21 protein-coding genes and 1 riboswitch are annotated in these 18,634 nt (G+C 47.3%); of the genes, 5 read left to right on the forward strand and 16 right to left on the reverse strand.

The features are described 5' to 3' along the window. Positions 1-57: 57 nt before the first annotated feature. The 9 genes from CRN96_RS06165 to CRN96_RS06205 form a co-directional block, all read right to left on the reverse strand. Positions 58-1,113, reverse strand: a complete 1,056-nt coding sequence (locus CRN96_RS06165) for a PhnD/SsuA/transferrin family substrate-binding protein (RefSeq protein WP_245844563.1) — start codon at positions 1,111-1,113, stop codon at positions 58-60. A 110-nt stretch (positions 1,114-1,223) separates the two neighbouring features. After that, entirely contained in the window at positions 1,224-2,045 is an 822-nt protein-coding gene (locus CRN96_RS06170; RefSeq protein ID WP_342745138.1) for a PHP domain-containing protein, read from the reverse strand. Next, a complete protein-coding gene (locus CRN96_RS06175; protein ID WP_097040208.1) occupies positions 2,042-2,737 on the reverse strand; it encodes a phosphonate C-P lyase system protein PhnL in 696 nt (231 codons plus the stop codon). Before CRN96_RS06175 ends, CRN96_RS06170 begins: the two co-directional genes overlap by 4 nt. Positions 2,738-2,741: 4 nt before the next feature. After that, on the reverse strand, positions 2,742-3,926 hold the full coding sequence (gene phnM / locus CRN96_RS06180; protein ID WP_097040211.1) for a phosphonate metabolism protein PhnM: 1,185 nt from the start codon (positions 3,924-3,926) through the stop codon (positions 2,742-2,744). 11 nt (positions 3,927-3,937) lie between these two features. Next, positions 3,938-4,777 (reverse strand): ATP-binding cassette domain-containing protein, encoded by an 840-nt coding sequence (locus CRN96_RS06185; RefSeq protein WP_097040213.1) that lies wholly within the window; start codon positions 4,775-4,777, stop codon positions 3,938-3,940. Next, positions 4,767-5,612 carry an alpha-D-ribose 1-methylphosphonate 5-phosphate C-P-lyase PhnJ gene (locus CRN96_RS06190; protein ID WP_097040215.1) on the reverse strand — a complete coding sequence of 282 codons (846 nt, stop codon included), beginning with the start codon at positions 5,610-5,612 and terminating at the stop codon, positions 4,767-4,769. Before CRN96_RS06190 ends, CRN96_RS06185 begins: the two co-directional genes overlap by 11 nt. Further along, positions 5,612-6,697 carry a carbon-phosphorus lyase complex subunit PhnI gene (locus CRN96_RS06195; RefSeq protein WP_097040217.1) on the reverse strand — a complete coding sequence of 362 codons (1,086 nt, stop codon included), beginning with the start codon at positions 6,695-6,697 and terminating at the stop codon, positions 5,612-5,614. Before CRN96_RS06195 ends, CRN96_RS06190 begins: the two co-directional genes overlap by 1 nt. After that, positions 6,698-7,258 carry a phosphonate C-P lyase system protein PhnH gene (gene phnH / locus CRN96_RS06200; protein WP_097040219.1) on the reverse strand — a complete coding sequence of 187 codons (561 nt, stop codon included), beginning with the start codon at positions 7,256-7,258 and terminating at the stop codon, positions 6,698-6,700. A gap of 11 nt (positions 7,259-7,269) precedes the next feature. Further along, entirely contained in the window at positions 7,270-7,689 is a 420-nt protein-coding gene (locus tag CRN96_RS06205) for a phosphonate C-P lyase system protein PhnG (RefSeq protein ID WP_097040221.1), read from the reverse strand. Between the two features lie 243 nt (positions 7,690-7,932). Here CRN96_RS06205 and CRN96_RS06210 point away from each other — a divergent pair, with 243 nt between their 5' ends. Next, on the forward strand, positions 7,933-8,190 hold the full coding sequence (locus tag CRN96_RS06210; RefSeq protein ID WP_097040224.1) for a UPF0175 family protein: 258 nt from the start codon (positions 7,933-7,935) through the stop codon (positions 8,188-8,190). 147 nt (positions 8,191-8,337) lie between these two features. Here CRN96_RS06210 and CRN96_RS06215 read toward each other — a convergent pair whose 3' ends face one another. The 4 genes from CRN96_RS06215 to CRN96_RS06230 all read right to left on the reverse strand — a co-directional run bounded on the left by CRN96_RS06215 (position 8,338) and on the right by CRN96_RS06230 (position 10,298). Beyond that, positions 8,338-9,084 (reverse strand): GntR family transcriptional regulator, encoded by a 747-nt coding sequence (locus tag CRN96_RS06215; RefSeq protein WP_245844564.1) that lies wholly within the window; start codon positions 9,082-9,084, stop codon positions 8,338-8,340. Positions 9,085-9,096: 12 nt separating this feature from the next. Beyond that, positions 9,097-9,480, reverse strand: a complete 384-nt coding sequence (locus CRN96_RS06220) for a DUF805 domain-containing protein (protein ID WP_097040226.1) — start codon at positions 9,478-9,480, stop codon at positions 9,097-9,099. Positions 9,481-9,720: 240 nt separating this feature from the next. Then, the gene (locus CRN96_RS06225; RefSeq protein WP_097040228.1) at positions 9,721-10,050 is read right to left on the reverse strand and encodes a type II toxin-antitoxin system PemK/MazF family toxin; all 330 of its coding nucleotides are present in this window, start codon (positions 10,048-10,050) and stop codon (positions 9,721-9,723) included. Continuing rightward, positions 10,044-10,298, reverse strand: a complete 255-nt coding sequence (locus CRN96_RS06230; RefSeq protein WP_097040230.1) for an AbrB/MazE/SpoVT family DNA-binding domain-containing protein — start codon at positions 10,296-10,298, stop codon at positions 10,044-10,046. Before CRN96_RS06230 ends, CRN96_RS06225 begins: the two co-directional genes overlap by 7 nt. A 180-nt stretch (positions 10,299-10,478) precedes the next feature. Next, a riboswitch (purine riboswitch) is annotated at positions 10,479-10,580 on the forward strand. 79 nt (positions 10,581-10,659) lie between these two features. Between CRN96_RS06230 and CRN96_RS06235 the strand changes: the two genes are divergently transcribed. After that, the gene (locus CRN96_RS06235) at positions 10,660-11,244 is read left to right on the forward strand and encodes a xanthine phosphoribosyltransferase (RefSeq protein ID WP_097040231.1); all 585 of its coding nucleotides are present in this window, start codon (positions 10,660-10,662) and stop codon (positions 11,242-11,244) included. After that, positions 11,244-12,566 (forward strand): nucleobase:cation symporter-2 family protein, encoded by a 1,323-nt coding sequence (locus CRN96_RS06240; RefSeq protein ID WP_097040233.1) that lies wholly within the window; start codon positions 11,244-11,246, stop codon positions 12,564-12,566. The genes CRN96_RS06235 and CRN96_RS06240 overlap by 1 nt, the downstream gene beginning before the upstream one ends. A gap of 52 nt (positions 12,567-12,618) precedes the next feature. On the opposite strand, the gene CRN96_RS06245 is transcribed toward CRN96_RS06240, so the two are convergent. Further along, entirely contained in the window at positions 12,619-14,148 is a 1,530-nt protein-coding gene (locus CRN96_RS06245; protein WP_097040235.1) for an ATP-binding protein, read from the reverse strand. A 104-nt stretch (positions 14,149-14,252) separates the two neighbouring features. Here CRN96_RS06245 and CRN96_RS06250 point away from each other — a divergent pair, with 104 nt between their 5' ends. Next, the gene (locus tag CRN96_RS06250; protein ID WP_245844565.1) at positions 14,253-14,780 is read left to right on the forward strand and encodes an SRPBCC family protein; all 528 of its coding nucleotides are present in this window, start codon (positions 14,253-14,255) and stop codon (positions 14,778-14,780) included. A gap of 30 nt (positions 14,781-14,810) precedes the next feature. Then, the gene (locus CRN96_RS06255) at positions 14,811-15,260 is read left to right on the forward strand and encodes an antibiotic biosynthesis monooxygenase family protein (RefSeq protein WP_097040237.1); all 450 of its coding nucleotides are present in this window, start codon (positions 14,811-14,813) and stop codon (positions 15,258-15,260) included. 32 nt (positions 15,261-15,292) lie between these two features. On the opposite strand, the gene CRN96_RS06260 is transcribed toward CRN96_RS06255, so the two are convergent. Next, the gene (locus CRN96_RS06260; RefSeq protein WP_097040238.1) at positions 15,293-16,606 is read right to left on the reverse strand and encodes a sugar-transfer associated ATP-grasp domain-containing protein; all 1,314 of its coding nucleotides are present in this window, start codon (positions 16,604-16,606) and stop codon (positions 15,293-15,295) included. A 184-nt stretch (positions 16,607-16,790) separates the two neighbouring features. Beyond that, a complete protein-coding gene (locus CRN96_RS06265; RefSeq protein WP_097040241.1) occupies positions 16,791-18,611 on the reverse strand; it encodes an ATP-grasp domain-containing protein in 1,821 nt (606 codons plus the stop codon). Positions 18,612-18,634 lie beyond the last annotated feature (23 nt).

The following is an 18,634-nucleotide window of genomic DNA, read 5'->3' on the forward strand; positions in this document are numbered from 1 at the left end:
ATTCCTCCTAATTAAAAGAAGGGAGCCATCTCCCTTCTTTTATGAATTTCTTATAAATTACTGGTTGAGTTCCCTGATCGGGTCGAACCATGAATCTTCAACTTCGACGAATCTTTCATCCGCTGATTTCGTGAACAGTGCCGGTGCATCGGAATCTTCAGGGACGAAGATTTTCTCGTTATTTGCGACTTCGTCCGAAGTCATCGTTTCACTCAGCGATGCAACTTCTTCCTCGCTCAATGTGCCTGTGTTCATGATGAACGGTGCGTTCAGTACCGGGGTTGCTGAGATGATGCCGAACTCTTCGCCGCCCATGCTCTCGAAAGGCTGTGCAGCATCTTCTGAGATCTGGTAGATTGCGCCTGCCGTATTCTCTTCGCCGTCGACCACTTCAACGTAGTTCTCGACACACGTATCACAGAACGCCGCGATATCCGCCCTGCCGTTTAAGAGGTTCACTGCAGAACCCTGGTGCGTGTTGCCGAACATCACTTCATTGAAAAGCGTGCCGCTTTCAGCAAGGTCTTCCGCTTCAAGATCTGCATATTCTTCCTGCTCACTGAAGTGTGCGACCAGTGTGGAGGATGGTACCCTGAATCCTGATGTGGATGACGATGATACGAACGAGAAGTTCTTGTCTTCGAAGTTATCGAGGGCATAGCCGCCTTCGCCGTCCGAATATTCCTCCATGTTTTCAGGGGTAGCCGCAAACCAGCTGTAGTAAAGTGCGTCTTCTTCAGTCCCTGACGGGCCTGATGGCACGACCAGCGGCTGTATTGCGTCATTTCTGTCGTTTGCCTGTATGTAACCTTCTGCGCCTGTAAATGCAAGGTCTGCGTTGTCATTGACGATGCTTTCGATTGCGATCGCATAATCCGTCGTCAGCTGATGTTCAACTTCACGTCCGGTCGCCTCTTCGATGATTGCGCCCATTTCATCACGGCCGTCTTCCAGCTCGTTGCCCGATTCGTTCGGATACCATACGAGGACGATCGGATCATCGTTCGCCTCAGCACTGTCCGATTCATCCGGATTGCCCTCAGCGGAAGCATCCTCACCTGAACCATTGCCGCATGCTGCAAGAAAGACTGTGAGACCCAATAATAAGTACATTAAATTTCTCATGAATAGACTTGCTCCTTAGTGATTGATTTTGTATTCCTACCTCATTAAAAACGATATTCATCCGCGCGTAAATACGATTTACCATCTCTTAACACAAGTTAAGAATCTCCCAACAAATGCCGCTCAAACCTTAACATTTCGGCGTCGACACCGATGGGCACTTCTACACCGAAGCTGCCGTGGTAATCACTGCCGCCCGTTAGCGCGAGTCCATATCCATCCGCAATTTCCCGGATGCGCGCATGGTCATCTTCGTTGTGATCCGGATGGAGCAGTTCCAGCCCGTCAATCAGGTCCGTATTCTCTTCGATGAAGTCGTAGCTGTCCATCTGGCCGGGATGGGCGATGACGGCAAGTCCCCCGTCCGCCCTGATTGCACGGAGTGCATCCCGTGCATCGATGTATTCGATGTCCCCGGCTGCAGGACCGTCCCCTTTGAAAAGGGATTTGTAAAGATGCTGGTAGGCTTCCGATTCATAGCCGTTATCCGTCAAATACCGCATGATATGCTGTTTGTATATCACACGGGACGGTGCCGCAATTTCTGCGATCGCCTCCGCGTCCACTCTGCAGCCGGCTGCGTTGATGCTTTCGATCTGCTGCAGTGAATGCTTATGGCGCCGCTCAAGCAGCGGTTCCGTGAGCGCTTTGATATTCGGGGCCTCCAGGTCATAGCTGTAGCCGAGCACATGGATTTTCCTCTTCCGTTTGAAGTCATAGGCAGAAATTTCAATCCCCGGGATCAGGTCGATCCCCGCTTCTTCCGCCGCCGGCAGTGCCGCCTCATAAGTCCCGGTGATGTCATGATCGACGAAGCTGAGTGTGGTGACTCCCGCATGACGGGCTTTCTCAATCACCGTCTCCAGGCTGTCGGCCCCGTCCGAATGGCTGCTGTGTACATGAAGGTCGACACGCATCATACCGTCTCCTTCACTGCACGTGCGGACATGTCATACACTTTGTCACACAGCCCTTCCATGAATTCTAGGTCGTGGAAGATGCCGATCAGTGTCGTGCCACTGTCCTTCAGCTTTGAGACGGCCTCCCGCACCTTAAGCTTCGATGCCTGGTCGAGCGAGGCTGTCGGTTCATCAAGCAATAAAAGCCTCGGTGCCTTGACGACTGCACATGCGATGTTCAGCCTGAGCTTCTCGCCGCCTGAGAAAGTGTTCGGATAGTTGTGCCATAATGCCTCGGGCAGGTCGAAATGGCGGAGCGTCTCCTCGGCGGTCACTTCCGCCGTCACCCGGTCCACGCCCATCTCAAGCAGTGACAATACGACAAGCTCAAAGGACGTCGTCCTCGGCATCACTTTCAAAAACTGGGATACATAGCCGATTTCAGTCTTCCTGAGCCTGATCAGATCATGGTCCGGGATTTCATGCAGATTCACCGTGCCGAAGCGCTCGGAATCATAGAGGATCTGCCCTTCATTCGGTTTATAAGTGCCGTAGATACTTTTCAACACCGTCGACTTGCCGCTGCCGCTCTTCCCGACGATGCCCAGGAATTCACCTTTTTCAACATTAAAGGAGATGCCGGATACAGCCTGACGCGTCTGGTTCAAATGATGGGTCGTAAACGATTTGCCGAAATTTTCAACTGTTAACATTCTCTCACTCCACTCTGTAATGATAACGGCTCACGGTGAAGCCGTTGACGATGCATTCTGTGATCATCGGATAGTCATCATCCATCTGGATCACGTTGATGTCCGCTTTTTTGCCGACCTGGATCGAGCCGATTTCATCATCCATATTGACCGCTTTTGCCGGATTGATGGTGATCAGCTTTACCGCTTCCGCGAGCGGCACACCGTACTGCTGGTGCAGCTGGAAAACGCCGTGCAGCATCGATGCCGGATAATAGTCGCTGCACAGTATGGAGATGCAGCCCGCTTCAATGGCTTCACGCGCATTCAGGTTTCCGGAGTGCGAGCCGCCGAGCATGATGTTCGGTGCACCGGCGAGCGTATGCATGTCCCCGCCGTGGGCGTATTTTGCGACATCCATGTATATCGGAAATTCACTGATCGTCGTGCCGAGCTTTCTGGCAAGGTCGATTTTCTCCGTTGAATCATCGTCATGAGACGCGACGGCGATCCCCTTGCTGATGGCGAGATCCGCAAGCTCTTTCATATCTTCAAATGACAATGTGTCATGGCTCTGCTTCTGTTCCATCACCTGCACGATCTGGGCATCGGATAAGTCCTGGTAGCCTTTCATCGTCTTCAGGTACATTTCAATATCCCGGTACTGCCCCTGGCCCGGCGTGTGGTCCATGAAACTGAGAAGATGGACACGGTCCTCTTCAATGTGCTCCCTGATCATCGGGACCTGTTCGACCGAATCGATCTCAAAACGCGCATGCAGGCGATGCCTGATCAGCCTTTTTTCATTGTGGGTCTGATCAATCGCCCGGATGAGCTTATCCACATTCTCTGGCGACCGGACCGGCTTATGGCCGAACATATCCTTCTTATAGATCGACAGTGAATGGAAGATCGTTGAGATGCCGTGTGAGCTCAGAATGCGTTCGGATTCGCGTATCCCGAGGTGGACGTCCATCATGGACGTCGGGCGCGGGGCGACGATACCCTCTATATAATCTGAATGGATGTCGATGAAGCCCGGCGTGATGTAGCCGCCCTTCGCATCGATGACTGAAGATGCATCTTTGACATAATTCCCCGCCTCTGCTGCAGGCAGTATATCTATGATCATGTCCTTATCGATGACGACTGCACCATTTTCGAGCATTTCATCTTCCAAAATGATGTTACCGTTTATGATTACTTTCAAAATGGTTCCTCCTAAAGAATCGAGTAGACAAGCTGCTGTGTGTATTCGTGCTGCGGGTCTTCCAAAATCTGATCGGTGATGCCACTTTCGATGACTTCACCGTTCAACAGCACCATCGTCCTGTCGCACAGCATCCGGATGATGGCGAGGTCATGGGAAACGACAATCATGCTGACGCCCATCTCCCTCTGGATTTCCTTGATCAGTTCAAGCACATCCGCCTGGACCGACAGGTCGAGCCCCGTCGTCACTTCATCAAGGAGCAGTATCGGCGGGTAGTTGGACAGCGCTTTTGCGATCTGTACCCGCTGCTGCATGCCGCCCGAGAAGTTTTTCGGCGCTTCGAACTTCCTCGATAACGGGATGTTCACTTTTTCAAGGAACATATCACCGCGCGCCGTCATTTCACCGACGTTCCTGCTGCCGCCCGCAATCAATTTCTCGGCGATGTTCGTCATCGACGAAAAGTTGATTTTCAGACCGTGCAGCGGGTTCTGGTAGACCATGCCGAGCTGCTCGTTTCGGATCTCGCGTTTTTTCTGGGATGACACGTCAAAGACGTTTTCAGCGCCTTCCTCATACGAGCGCAGGTAGTAGTCCCCCGATGTGTTCTCCTGATCGAAGTACATCATCTTCATCAGCGTACTCTTGCCGCTGCCGGACTCGCCGACAATGCCGAGTATTTCACCTTCATGCAGGTCGAATGAGATGTCGCGGACCGCATGCACGGTGCCGCAGTTGGGACAGATGTTGCCGTTCAATGTGGATGTATCCTCCCGGCAGACCTCACAGCCTTCGCCGAATCGTTTTGACACGTCGCGGATGGACATCACGATATCATTAGTTGACATGCTCTTCCTCCTTGTTCAATTGCTCAAGCATGTAGCTTGTATCATTTGTGACATAATAGTTTTCACCTGTATCCGGATCGATGAGCTCGTCCATGAAGACGCCGCTTACACCGGACTCCCGGCAGACTTTATCTGAAAAATCTTCGATCTCAAACGGATGGTCGTCGAATGCAAGGGAGGCCACATGCGTATGCGGCGGCACTGCATAGATTTTCTTCTCACGGCCGGCCCCGAGCAGTATCAATCCTTCGTTGTCGTTCATCTTCGGGTTGTCGAACCTCGGGATCGGGCTCGGTGCCATGACGTATCTTCCGTTCACGAGCACCGGATAGTCCGCATCATCCGTGACATGGCCGTACTTCATGATCTGTTCGAACATCTTGATCCATGCACCGCTGTATTCCTTATCGCCGTGCAGCGCCTTCGTCACCCGTTCGGATGGCTCGACCGCCCGGAGCGGTTCAGGCATCGGAACCTGAAGCACAAGTATCTGCGACGGACGGAGCGGTACTTCCGGTATCCTGTGGCGTGACTGGACCAGTGTCGCCTCATTCATATCGATCGTCTCCGGAACACCTGTGGTGTCCTGGATCAGTTTCCTGATATTGACCGCGTTCACCGATTCGTCAGACCCCTGGTCGATCACTTTGATGATGTCGTCCCGCCCGATGAGCGAGAGCGTCAGCTGCAGGCCGCCTGTGCCCCAGCCGCGTGCGATCGGCAGCTCCCTTGATGCGAACGGCACCTGGTAGCCCGGTACCGCGATCGCCTTCAATGTTTTGCGGCGGATCTCCTTTTTCGAATGTTCATCGAGAAATGCAAAATTTTGAACCATTATTCCGACTTCCTTCCCGACTGCCTCATGCGGTCCAGCTTCGACTGGAACGTCACGTAATGCGGCAGCTTCAAATGTGAAATAAAACCCGTCGATTCGACTGAATCGATATGGTACAGCACGAACTCATCATCCGTCGTCGGTGCATTCTCCACCGGATGCGACAGGCTGTAATCGAGCACGCTCATCGCGATCGCCTTCGTCTCATTCTGTCCGAATGTAAGGCCGTAGCCGATGTTGAACGTCATCTCCGACTGATAATCCTCTTTATCCGAGCTCTCTTTTTCATCCGGCAGGAAAGCATCGATTTCGGTGAGCTCGATATCCCCGATGAAATATTCCTCCCCGTCCATATCACCGATATGGATCGGCTGATCCCCGACCCGGCATTCGCCGATGTTCGGATGCGTCGAGAAGCCGTAGCCCCTGATTTCGGCGTAACCGAGCGAAGTGACCGCACCGGTCTGGCCGCGTGTGAGCGACTGCAGCCGTTCACTCCTCGATGACGGATACTCTATCGACTTCTTCGTGATGTCATCCGGCGGTGTATCATCGATTTCAGGCTTCGAATAAAGGCCTTCCGCCTCCAGGTAGTCGATGACTTTCGGCAGTGCATCAAGCTTGTACTCATATTCGATCTCTTCCTCGTCTTCATCCGTCACATAATCCGCGAGCGTCTGCAGCCCCAGAAGGGCGTCATCCAGCAGGCGGTGGGTGTAGTCCGGGGAAGCACCGAGTATCTGGCCGCCCGGTATATCCTTGAAGCTCGCAGAAACGCGCCTTTTGACGAACATTTCCCGCGTATTGGTCACCGTGGAATAATACAGCCTAGGCAGTGTCGAGCGGTGGGCACGCATCAGGAAGACCGCTTCCTCCATGTTCCCTTCCGCCTGCTTGATCGCGAGCGCGCATAAATCCCTGTCGTAGAAACTCGCTTCCGACATGACCTGGTTGATGAGCTGGCGCATGTTCGTCTTTATGTTTTCGACTTCAATGTCGTGCCCTTCCCTGAAACGCCTTGATTTGTACATTTCAACGGATTTTTCAATGGCTTCTTTTCCGCCCTTTACAGCAACGTAACCCATTTATATCACCTCGATTTTCGTAGTTCTTGGTATTGCCATCATATTGTTCGTACTGTCTGTAAGTATCATATCCACGCCGAGCGGATATTCTTTACATTTCTCATTCCTGAGTCCAATCCAGCGCGGTTCCAGTGAAATATTGATGGTCGTTTCTTCCTTTATGCCCGGGCCCGTCAGACGGTACCGGCTGCCTTCGTGCAGCGAGTCCGCTTCGATGACCAATGTGGCCGATTTTTCAGGTGAAGCGAGCGTGCCTGCCGCCGCCTCTTCAAACATCGGAGCTTCCAGATCTTTCTCCTTCACGATCAGATAATCCGAGCTTCCAATGTCCGCTCCCGGTTCGCTCCCCGTCAGAAGGGAGATCTCCTGGCCGTCGCTTTTGAATGTCGTATGGAATGTCACTTCGTTGTCGAGCAGCGTCACCGCCGTCATCAGCACCCCGTCACCGAATGTGCTGTAGTTATCCATGCTTTCCATCGTTGCGGAAATCTTGCCCGGATAGCTGAATATGTCGACGAGTGTCCTGTAATGTTTCTGCGTCTGATGGATCTGTGTATTCAATTGACTGCCTCCTAATCGTTCATCATGTCGAAATTCACTTTAGTACGTAGAATTTCCTGTGTTTTTTTATGCACCGCTTCTGTTTCACGGTCTTCCAGATCACTTAAAATATTGTTCAGGGTATCGGTGAACTGATCTGTCTTGAAGCACAGATCGATGAATGCGAGCGCGGTGCTGAGTTCCGGCTCGTCGCCTTTCACGACACCGAGACCGATTTCCTTCCCGTGCCTGAGCTTCGTTTCGGTGACCCGCACTTCACCGAGGTAGAACAATGAATTCTGTGCATGTTCCCGCACCTTGATCATCGTGAGTCCCTCCATCGGTCCCGAGACCGTGGTACATTCCATCTGATCTTTATGTAAGGCGTAGAATTCCGCCGCTTCTTCTTTTCCGTAACGGATAAATAAGGTTGTCCATTTTTTCTTGTTCATGTCATCCGCCTCCCTCATGAATAATGCTAACTTGTTGCCAAGCTGAAAACATTTAAGAGTCTGTAAAGTATGTAAAGACTGGAATACAATCAGCGGGTAAAATGAAAAAACGTGCGCAAAATCTTTACAATGAGATTTTGCGTCCGCTGATGATTTCATAAGGGACTCGAGCTATGAAAGTCAAAAATATTCTGACTTCAGTAAATTTAAGGTATAATGATATTATGAAAGGACGTGATTTTTATGGAATACAAAACGAAGATCACCATTCCAGAAGACATAGTACTTTCCTTAAGAACAAGTGATGAAGATATTGTAAAAGATATGAAACAGACACTGGCAGTGAAGTATTACAAAGAAAGAAAACTCTCCTTGGGGCAGTGTGCTGAACTTGCTGAAATGCCAAAGGAGGATTTCATCAAGTTACTGTCTTCAAATGAAATCTCCATATTCAATTTTGAAGATGATGAAGAGCTATTGGAAGATATTAGAAATGCGTAAAATAGTGGTGAAAATAAAAATTCATAAATAAAAAATGTCCAGACCTTGATGCACATCATCAGGGATCTGGATATTTTAATGAAAAAAAGTCTTATGAAATTTAAAGCGCTTATCAAAGTCTTTTGACAGAGCAAATCAATATTACTTTTACTGAGTTGTAATCAGTTTATGTTTGAAAAGGTCACTTCTGTAGAGGATGCGGACAAATTCGAGCTGGATGCCTCTTTCTTCATCGTGAGTGTCCGTTTCGTATATGAAGAGCGGTACCAATTCGTTACACTTTAATATTTGCTGCTCATCGATTGTCGGAAATGCCGTAGAAATGACGGATGTCTTTGATTTTAAATTTGTAAAACCTTCTTTTTGGTAATATCCGAAGACCGAATCGAGTTGATTTTTATCCCTCTCGATATCAGGAACGAACTTCTCCCGGATGTATGAAATATGGATGGCGCAAGGGATATCATAGACGATCCTGAGCCGTGCAACTTTGAATATCTGCTCATCCGGATCGCAGTTGATGCGGTCGGCATACAGCTGGATTTCTTCGTCGGATGCATAATCTGCATGGATCACTTCACTTCTATATGGAAGGTTCTGGTTTTTCATCTTCTCGGAAAAGCTGACACGTCCGGAAATATCCAGTTCAATCGTTGGTATCTTCTTCTTGATGAAACGCCCGACCCCCTGCCTGCTTTCAACCAAGCCCATTTTTTCCATCGTGACTAGGGCATTGCGGACTTCGATCCGCTTCACCTGATATTCATCAGCGAGCGCATTTTCACTCGGCACCTTATCCCCCGGCTGCAGCGTATGGTTGATGATCTGCTCCTGCAGTGCGTTCCTTATGATGTTCTCTTTAGAAATATGGAGTTCATCCACGAATATCGTCACCAGACCTTTCCTCTATTTCCTAAGCCGGTCGCTCGGCAGAAGTGTCAATATGATGCCGACTGTATTGAACAGTGCGATGACGGTGATGATGACGGCTTTCATCCATTTTGCCACAAAATTCATGAACACCAATGGCAGCAGCAGGAACGACAGCAGCTGAGGGAGCTGGAACCAGCCCGACACCCCTGCGTCCTGATATCGCCTCGACGTCAGGCTGATCGACGGCAGGACGGAAATGACGCCGATGACATCCTCCAGCCGGCGCGGCAGGTTCAATGAACGTATCAACACGCTCGCCACCACCAGGGCAAAAGTCGGCAGCCAGTAATCCTTCCTTGTCGCCCTCCCCCTGAACTGGAATGTTTTCCTGAAAAAATCGTTTAAAGACTGAATCATATTATATTCCTCCCCTTTGAACAGTAGTGTTCACCTTAAATTATACAGAAAATCTTCCTGTATCATGAACTTTTAATACTTCGCCCTTAATTTCAACAGCAGCACACAAGATGTACTGTACATACGCCAATTAAGCTTTACATATAAAGGTTCCCCGGATTAGAATATGAATTTTAATCCGGGGAAGCCGATTTTTACTGATATGAAACTGCATTTCCACCCATATGCCGGTCCTTTTTATTAAAGTTGCATTATTGTAGTGATAACATCATTCACCCTTACTATAGAAGCCATGTTGATCCTATCTTTCACTTTGAATGGACGTTCAATTAAATCCAATGTACGGATTTCTGAACAGTCGATGACACCGTGAATGTTCCCCTCTATCGTTTCAATGGGAACATCCGTAGGATATTTCAAATCACGGCTTGTCACCGGAATTGCCCATACCTTTCTAACCCGTTGATTATAAGTTGAATTACTTACCACTACACATGGTCTGTATCTTCCTTTTTCACGTCCCTTTACCGGGTCTAAATCAATCATTATGACATCATATTGATTTACCATATTTCTCTCCCGCGCGGCTCTCCCCAGTCATAAGATTCTTTATCATGATACGAGCCTCCATTTTCAAAGAACTCATTCCATCTTTCCTCGAAATTTTTTTCAGTTTTTTTAGTAATGACTATGCCATCTTCATACTTTGAATAGACTAATGTGTCTCCTATCTCGAGCCCCATATCTTCCATTGCTTTTTTCTTCAGTGATATCGCCTGTCCGTTGCCGCTCTTAAAAACCTTTAACTCCTTGTTCAATATCATCACCTCTTGATTATATATTAGCAACGTAAGTACTAAATGTAAAGACGTATGTCTCTATCACCTCGATTATAAAAACACGAAAGTTACGCCTCATAAATTTAATGAAAACGTTATTTTGATTAAAAAACCCAGATAATGACCTTGATAAGTTCGTGTTCTATGTTATTATAAATATCAATCAAATAAACCGACACTCATATAATCGCAGTGATATGGTCTGCAAGTTTCTACCGGGAAGCCTTAAAATTCCCGACTATGGGTGGGTGGCTGCCGTGGTCTGTCTGCACCCGGAGTGTACTCATCCTATGATGAAACGCTCCGGGTGTTTTTTTAATTATAAGAATGAGGTGTCATTGTGGAATTACTGAAGGATAGAATCATCAAAGATGGTACGGCTTTATCGGAAACGGTTTTGAAGGTGGATCAGTTTTTGAACCATCAGATCGACCCGGTGCTCATGGTGGAGATCGGGAAAGAATTCAAAACACGGTTCGAAGGGGTTAAAATCGATAAAATCCTGACGCTGGAGTCATCCGGCATCGCCCCGAGCGTCATGACGGGACTTGAGCTCTCCGTACCCGTCGTATTCGCACGGAAGCGGAAATCCCTTACGCTCACCGACGGGCTTCTGACGGCGGACGTCTACTCCTATACGAAGCAGGAGACGAACAATATTGCGGTCGCAGAAAAATTCATCCAGCCGGGAGACAATGTGCTCATCATCGATGACTTCCTTGCAAACGGTGAAGCGGCGAATGCACTCATACATATTGTCAAAAAAGCGGAAGCCACAGTCGCAGGCGTCGGCATCGTCATTGAAAAATCGTTTCAAAAAGGCGGCAATGAACTGCGTGAGGCCGGTTATCACGTGGAGTCACTCGCACGCATCCGGTCGCTCGGTGCCGGAGAGATCAAATTCGTCGATGAGGTGAAAAACTGATGCAGTTATCCAAAACGAAGCAGCTTTCACTCGGACTCCAGCATGTTCTCGCGATGTATGCAGGTGCAGTCGTCGTGCCGCTCCTCGTCGGCAGCGCCCTCGGCCTGACAGCCGCACAGCTCACCTACCTGATTGCCATCGACATCATGATGTGCGGCGTTGCGACGATCCTGCAGGTATGGAAAAAGAAATTCTCGGGCATCGGCCTCCCTGTCGTGCTCGGCTGTACATTCACGGCCGTCGGTCCGATGATCGCCATCGGCAACACTTACGGCATACCGGCAATTTACGGGGCAATCATCACCGCAGGCCTTTTCGTCATCCTGATCGGCTCGTTCTTCAGCAAATTGGTGAGGCTCTTCCCGCCGGTCGTCACGGGCGCTGTTGTCCTCATTATCGGTGTCACCCTCGTGCCGGTCGCGATGAATGATATCGCCGGCGGCCAGGGCAGCGCAGATTACGGCTCGATGACCAACCTTATGCTCGGCTTCGGCACACTCGCGGTCATACTGATCCTGTTCCGTTTCGGTAAAGGCTTCATCAAATCGATTTCGATACTTTCAGGCATCATCATCGGCACCGTGGTGGCAGGATTCATGGGCATGGTCGATTTCAGTGCAGTCGGCGAAGCGTCATGGTTCCATCTGCCGCAGGTCTTTTATTTCGGGACACCTGAGTTCCATCTGATCCCGATACTTACAATGATGCTTGTCGTGACAGTCGGCCTCGTCGAAGCAACGGGTGTTTATTTCGCCCTTGGCGACATCACAGATAAGAAAGTGGAAGGTGACGACCTGAAGAGAGGATACCGTGCCGAAGGCATCGCCATCATCCTCGGCGGACTCGTCAACGCATTCCCCTACACGACTTATTCGCAGAACGTCGGACTTGTGCAGCTGTCCGGCGTCAAAAGCAACCAGATCATCTATATCGCAGGCGGCATGCTCATACTGCTCGGCCTCGTCCCTAAAATCGGGGCCATCACAATCGCCATCCCGACTTCCGTACTCGGAGGCGCGATGCTCGCCATGTTCGGCATGGTCATCGCCTACGGCATCAAGATGCTCAGCCGCGTCGATTTCAGCGACCAGAGGAACCTGATGATCGTTGCGATCTCCATCGGCATGGGCCTCGGCGTGACCGTCGTCCCTGAAATGTTCGCAATCGTCCCCGACAACCTTAAGGTGATCACTGAAAGCGGCATCGTCATGGGCAGCACGACCGCCATCGTCCTGAACTTCATCTACCATATCGGAGATATGGGCTACCTGAAATCCAGGAAGAAGGTCAAAACACCAATCGGTGAACAGGTGACGGAGTAAATAAAGAAGGTCTCAGTCAGAAATTATGACTGAGACCTTCTTTATATTTTCTTTATAAAGGGCTGCCGTTTCTCACGGCGGCGAGCTCTTTTTTCAAGGCTTCAATTTCTTCCCTCATCTCCATATTCTCCCTCCTCAGGCGATTTAGAGGGATAGATGCCGTCTGTTCCGGCATTTCGAATTTATACATCAGCAGTGAATCCCATTCATTCTGGGCGGTGACCGTGACGTTCAGTTTAGGGGCGATCTTGATCAGTTCCTGCAGAAATGATGTCAGATGTTTCGTCGTCCCTGCCACCACCATCTTCGCCCTGTTCTTCCCAAGCATCCTTATATTTCCGCCGAGCCTGTGGCCTGCCGCCGAGTTGAGCAGGACGTTCCGGTAATAGTTGATATTGCCGTTCAGCTCCAGATGGACATTTTCAACCTTGCTCTTCGGCAGCGGCGGCAATATGACTTCTTTCACTATACCTTTTTTAAGGAACCGGAAGATACCATCAAAGTCGAAGGTGAAGTATTCATTGATGCCGGTATCCATTGATGCAGTCTCTGGAAAATAGTAGTCGACGATTTTCTTTGCGACATCCCTTGATTCCCCGTAAATCGGGAACATATGACCGCCGAGATCGGGTCTGCAGTTGATTTCAAGCACTTTGTTGACATCATTTTCCGCATCCCTGATGATATCGACCCCGCCCATGTTCATACCGGGTATGCTTTTCACTGCGTTGACTGCGGTCATTTTATAATCTTCGGTGACATTATCGGTGATATCCACCGTGTCCGCCGCGTTGCTCGCAAATGTACTGTCTGTTAAATTGATTTTTTCACCCTTTTCCGGCACTGAATCAAGAGTATAGCCATGACGGCCGATGTAATCGGTGAGGGTGTCATCCATTTTGATCCGGCTGTTGCTCAAATGCGGATTCAATTTACGCCGCTGGTTTTTGAGCTCTATCAGCTGTCCAATGGAGTGTTCACCGTCCCCTTCAATATGGGCCGGGATCCGTTTGAATGCGGCAATCATTTCGTCCTCGATGACGTACGCCCTCGTGTCGAACCCCTCTGCATGACGCTCGACAATAATTTCAGTGTACCCCAGTTCACCGTGGACATGTTCCAGGGCCGCAGACAGTGACCCCCTGTCCATAAGATTCGTCCGCACCCCGATCGCAAGGCTCGCGTGTGCCGGCTTGACGATCACCGGGTAGCCGATTGATTCCGCATATTCCAGGGCTTCTTCAAAATCATTATTTTGAACTGAGATAACTTTACCTTCCGGCACGGAAACACCCGCTGCAGCCAGATGCTGCTTCGTCAGCTCCTTGCTCTTGCCGATCTGCCTTGCCTCTTTTGCGACCTTATCGCCGAGGGACAGCTGGAACCTGTATTCCCTGCCGCCGTAGGACAGCTTATGCCGGATCTTGATGCGGTTCTTCACGTACACCGTCATGAACCTCACTTCAATCCCCCGCCGCCATGCTTCAAGTGTCATCCTGTACATGCTGATGCTCGCTCCCTGTGCTTCCACAGGATGGTTCAGCATGATATCTTCGTAAATATCAAGTGCTTTCAATGCCATTCAAATCGCCTCTTTCCCCTTCTTTACCTTATAATGAATTATATACGTAATCCTCCGGACGTTTCAATTTATAGAGGGAGGGGAATCGTTACAAAAAGATTCAGATGTATAAACTGCATCATAAAAGTGAATCTGAGAAGGAGTATATCCAAATGAAGATGTATACTTTGACCCGTCATCAGACACTGCCCGTCACCCCCGAAGAAGCCTGGGCATTCTTTTCCAACCCTCAGAAACTCGAGGAAATCACCCCGGGGGACATGCCATTCAAGATGATTGGTGAGGACTTCCCCGGCATGTACGCCGGGATGATCATCCAATACAACATCGAACCCTTCCCGAAGTTCCCCGTCAAATGGATCACTGAGATCACACATGTTGAAGAGGGGAAGTATTTTGTCGATGAACAGCGCTTCGGCCCGTTCAAATTCTGGCATCACCAGCATCATTTCCGCGAAATTGAAGGCGGTGTGGAAATCATCGATACGGTGAATTACATCCTTCCATTCCAGATCATCGGACGCGCCGCCCACAAACTGGTGGTTGAAAAGCGCCTTGAGGAGATTTTTGACTTCAGGCAGAAGACACTGCTGGAAGCTTTCGGGGAAATGGAAGAGCGATTGCATTTTTAATGACATTTAATATTATTTTGGAGGCTGAACGTGATTAATATACTGCTTAAACAGAAAAACACTGATGAGACGATCGAGGTAAAAGAAGAAAGCAAAAACATTCAAATCGGCGATGACCACTATGAAGTCATCGACCAGGCCGGCAGCCTGGAAGACAGCGGCGCCGTCGTCTTGAACTGCATACCCGTTAAACCCGAAGGCCGGGAGAAATTCGAAGCAAGATTTTTGAACCGTCCGAAGAAAATCGAAAACGAAGAAGGCTTTAAGGCCATAAGAGTTTCCCGGCCGCTTGATGGCGATACCTATATCGTCCTGACCCAGTGGACATCCGAAGAGGCTTTCAGGAACTGGCAGGACTCCGAAGCCTATTCACATGCACATCAGAAGCGAGGTACAGATAAAGGTCTCGACCGCGATGAGAGTGTGCTGAAGTCGAAACCTTATCATGAGGTTTATGACGTTTCAGAAGAAATGATATAAGAAAATTTATATTCTCCCAAGACGAAACCGATTCATTTCGGTTCCGTCTTTTTGACTTTCGATTTATTCTTCTTAATGAAAGAAGGTACTGCAGATTGTAGTTTTGAGGCGTACTGCCATCTTTTACTGAGCTTCATTCTTATGATTTCTGCTTCCTTCTCTTCCAGACGAATGCGTAACTTCATATTTTCCTCCTCAAGGCTTTTGATTTTCATATTTGCTTCTCTTTTCCTATCTTTGCGCATCAGTTTTGGCTGTGTTTTTTGCATCTTCTCCTTCACATACTGAAGTATTTCCTCTGTATGATTCCCCAAAGCAGGCTTACGGGTGATAAGCTGCCCAATCCAGAGCGGACCCGTGAAGTTTGCCTCTATAAAGACCGGTTTGCCATCTTCACGTATCGCTATATCCCACGAAATATAATTTATATGGAGTATATTTCTATGACAATCCCTTGCAAACTGTTTTATCTCTTCAAAATTCCTTAGAGGATCCAAGTCGCCAAAACACACTCCTGTCGTGGGGTGGTGGGTGTAAGTCTGCATCCGGTCATCCAGTGCAATATCAAAAAATTCACCTGTATCCTTGATACCGAGACACAGACCACCGGCTCCCATATTATCTTTCACATCATTGTTGACACCATATCTGGCCAATGAAGATATATATACGATTTCATTATTCCACCTCATTGTATACATCCTGAGCGTGTTGACCGAGGACGGATGCGGTCTGGCCATAATTTCATGTTGCCTGATCGCTTTTTGTACGATAAAATTTTCCCTATATAATTTCTCCAATCTTTTAAGATCGATGGGCTTTCCATTAAGAAACAACTTGTCTCCTCTGGCATCCAGTTTTTTAATCATTTTTCCGTTATTCTTTCGGCTTGGTTTGACAATGAGATAATCATCAGCTTCTTTAAAAATCTCTTCTGCTCGATCCTTATCGATACTGTTGTTGTACGCATCATAATATTGACCGCTCACATTCTTTATGGCAGTTTCAGCAGATCTTGGCGGATTGATGAAAACATCATAGAGATTTTTATCAATATAACCGGGGGTCATATCATAATCATTTAAAAAAGGGAGAATTTCACGTCTCATTATTTGATTGGGTAAAAGTTCTGGAGTTTTATCACCGGTAAGATTCATCAGAGCGACATGAAGAGTGGGATCAATTTTCTTACCATAGTGTTTTTCCCAATACTGTTGTACTTCGCCTATGAAACTTTCATCAATGTCACTCAATACGCCCTTCTCTTTACATCGTTTGAAAGCGATCGATTTTGTGTTCATACTCAGTTGGCTGTAATCCTTACTTTCCTGTTCTTGATTTTTCATTTTGATTTCCCCCAGTATTTATCACACAAGCTAAAAAAATATTATAATAGTACAATCTTTCTATCACAAGCGCTTACATTTCCCAGATAATGTGAATAGTATATTACAAAAAACATCATGATACTACTGAATCTGATAAATAAAATACCTTCTTTGACAATAGTTCTTGCCAAAGAAGGTATTTTTATTTGAGTTTTTTACTTTTTCTCGATGATATTCCTTTTTTATTCAAAATATTATGCTTTCTTAAAGGTTTAGTTATTCTCCAAGATTTACTATTTACAGTATTCTTATATTTCTTCCAAAGGGTGGCATATTCTGTTTCCAAATTTTGTATTTTTGTTGACAGTGAGTTTTCTGAACTTATACGGGCTCTTTCACTCTCTCCAACCTTTATAGTTAAAGCCTCTTTTTCCTCTTCCAGTTCATTCAGCTGACTTTGTATATACTCCAGTTGGCTCAGATAATTTGTGTTCTTTTCTTTTTCATCCCATAAATTTTCTTCAGTATCCTGATATTTACTTTGAAGTGCCTTATTTTCACGTTCTTTTTTTCTAAGCTTTTCAGATATTTCCTTAATGGACTCCTTTTCGATGATAAAGCCTGTATTCACCGGCTTAAACCACTCCAGCTCTTCAACGTCACTCACACCGAAACCTTTAACTTCACTGGAAATGAAGTTCTTGAGTTTCATTAATACTTCATCATTTTCACCCGCTGCAATAACCTGATACTGAGTGGGATTAAGTTTTTTAACATATCCATGAATGCCGAGCCTTAAAGCTTCTAGCCTGATCTCTGTCGTCAAGATTGGACTCGAATATTCAAGTTTAACGATGAACTTTTTAGTCCGATATATGCCTGTATGTTTCAATGGATGAACCTGTACTTCATATACTGTTATATTGTCCAATGGTTCAATCTTAGAGTCAAAATCAAAGTATAAATTACTTCTTTCGACATCCTTGGTTTCAGGAAAATATAAATCAACTATAGGGCGGACTACATCCTTCGGTTTTCCTTCAGCCGGATATACATGCAGCCATATCCCTGGTTTAGTATTGACTTCAATGACTGTAGGTTCATCATTTTCCGGATTAACGATGAGATCCAACCCGGCGACAGTCAAGCCTGGAATAGCTTGAGTAGCTTTTTCAGCAATCTCCTTTAACTTATCAGGTAAGTCATCAGTAACCTCTACAGGATCGCCCCCTGTTGAGACGTTTGAATTCCTTCTTAAAAACAGTTGTTTCCCGGCATCCAGAACGCTGTCCAATGTGTAGCCATTCTTTTCGATATTCTGCTTCACTTCTCTATCAATCATTATTCTCTTTTTTGATAAGGACGGGTTTTTCAGTTTGGTTCTGTTTTTTCTTTTGATTAGGGTTTTAATGCTGTCTTTACCATTCCCTGTAATATTCGCAGGAATTCTATTTACTGCCCCCGTCAACTTTCCATCTACTGTCAGAACACGGAATTCATCCCCGGGGATAAATTCTTCAATTATCACATTTTTGTAATTCATTTCATCCCTTAAATGGTTTATGACATCCAATAGTTCTTCTTCTGAGTTCAAATTGGAAAAGACACCTGTTCCGGCATTCCCGTCCACTGGTTTTACGACTACTGGAAAATTTAATGATTCGGCAAAACTAAGATATTCTTCTTCATTTGATGAAGTCCTGAACACTCTCCCCTTTGGGACTTTTATGCCGGCATCAGCCAGATATTTCTTGGTCAAATCTTTATACTCACAGACATCGAAAGCTTCCGGTGACAGCTTATCACCAAGAGATGATTCGAAATAATGTTTTTTTCCCTCATACTCCAATGAATATCTGATTAAAACCTTATTTTCTGGATTATCAATAGTGAAGAAGTTAACTTTTATGCCTCTTCTCCATGCTTCCAGTGCAATGAGGTACATGCTTAATTTATTGCCGTAGCCTTCCGTTGGTACAGCTTCCTTCAAGTGGTTGAGCCATTCAGCATTTTCTGTATTCATTCAGTATCCCCCAGACTTGATAT

The sequence above is a fragment of the Salinicoccus kekensis genome, assembly GCF_900220995.1.
Lineage (GTDB): Bacteria > Bacillota > Bacilli > Staphylococcales > Salinicoccaceae > Lacicoccus > Lacicoccus kekensis.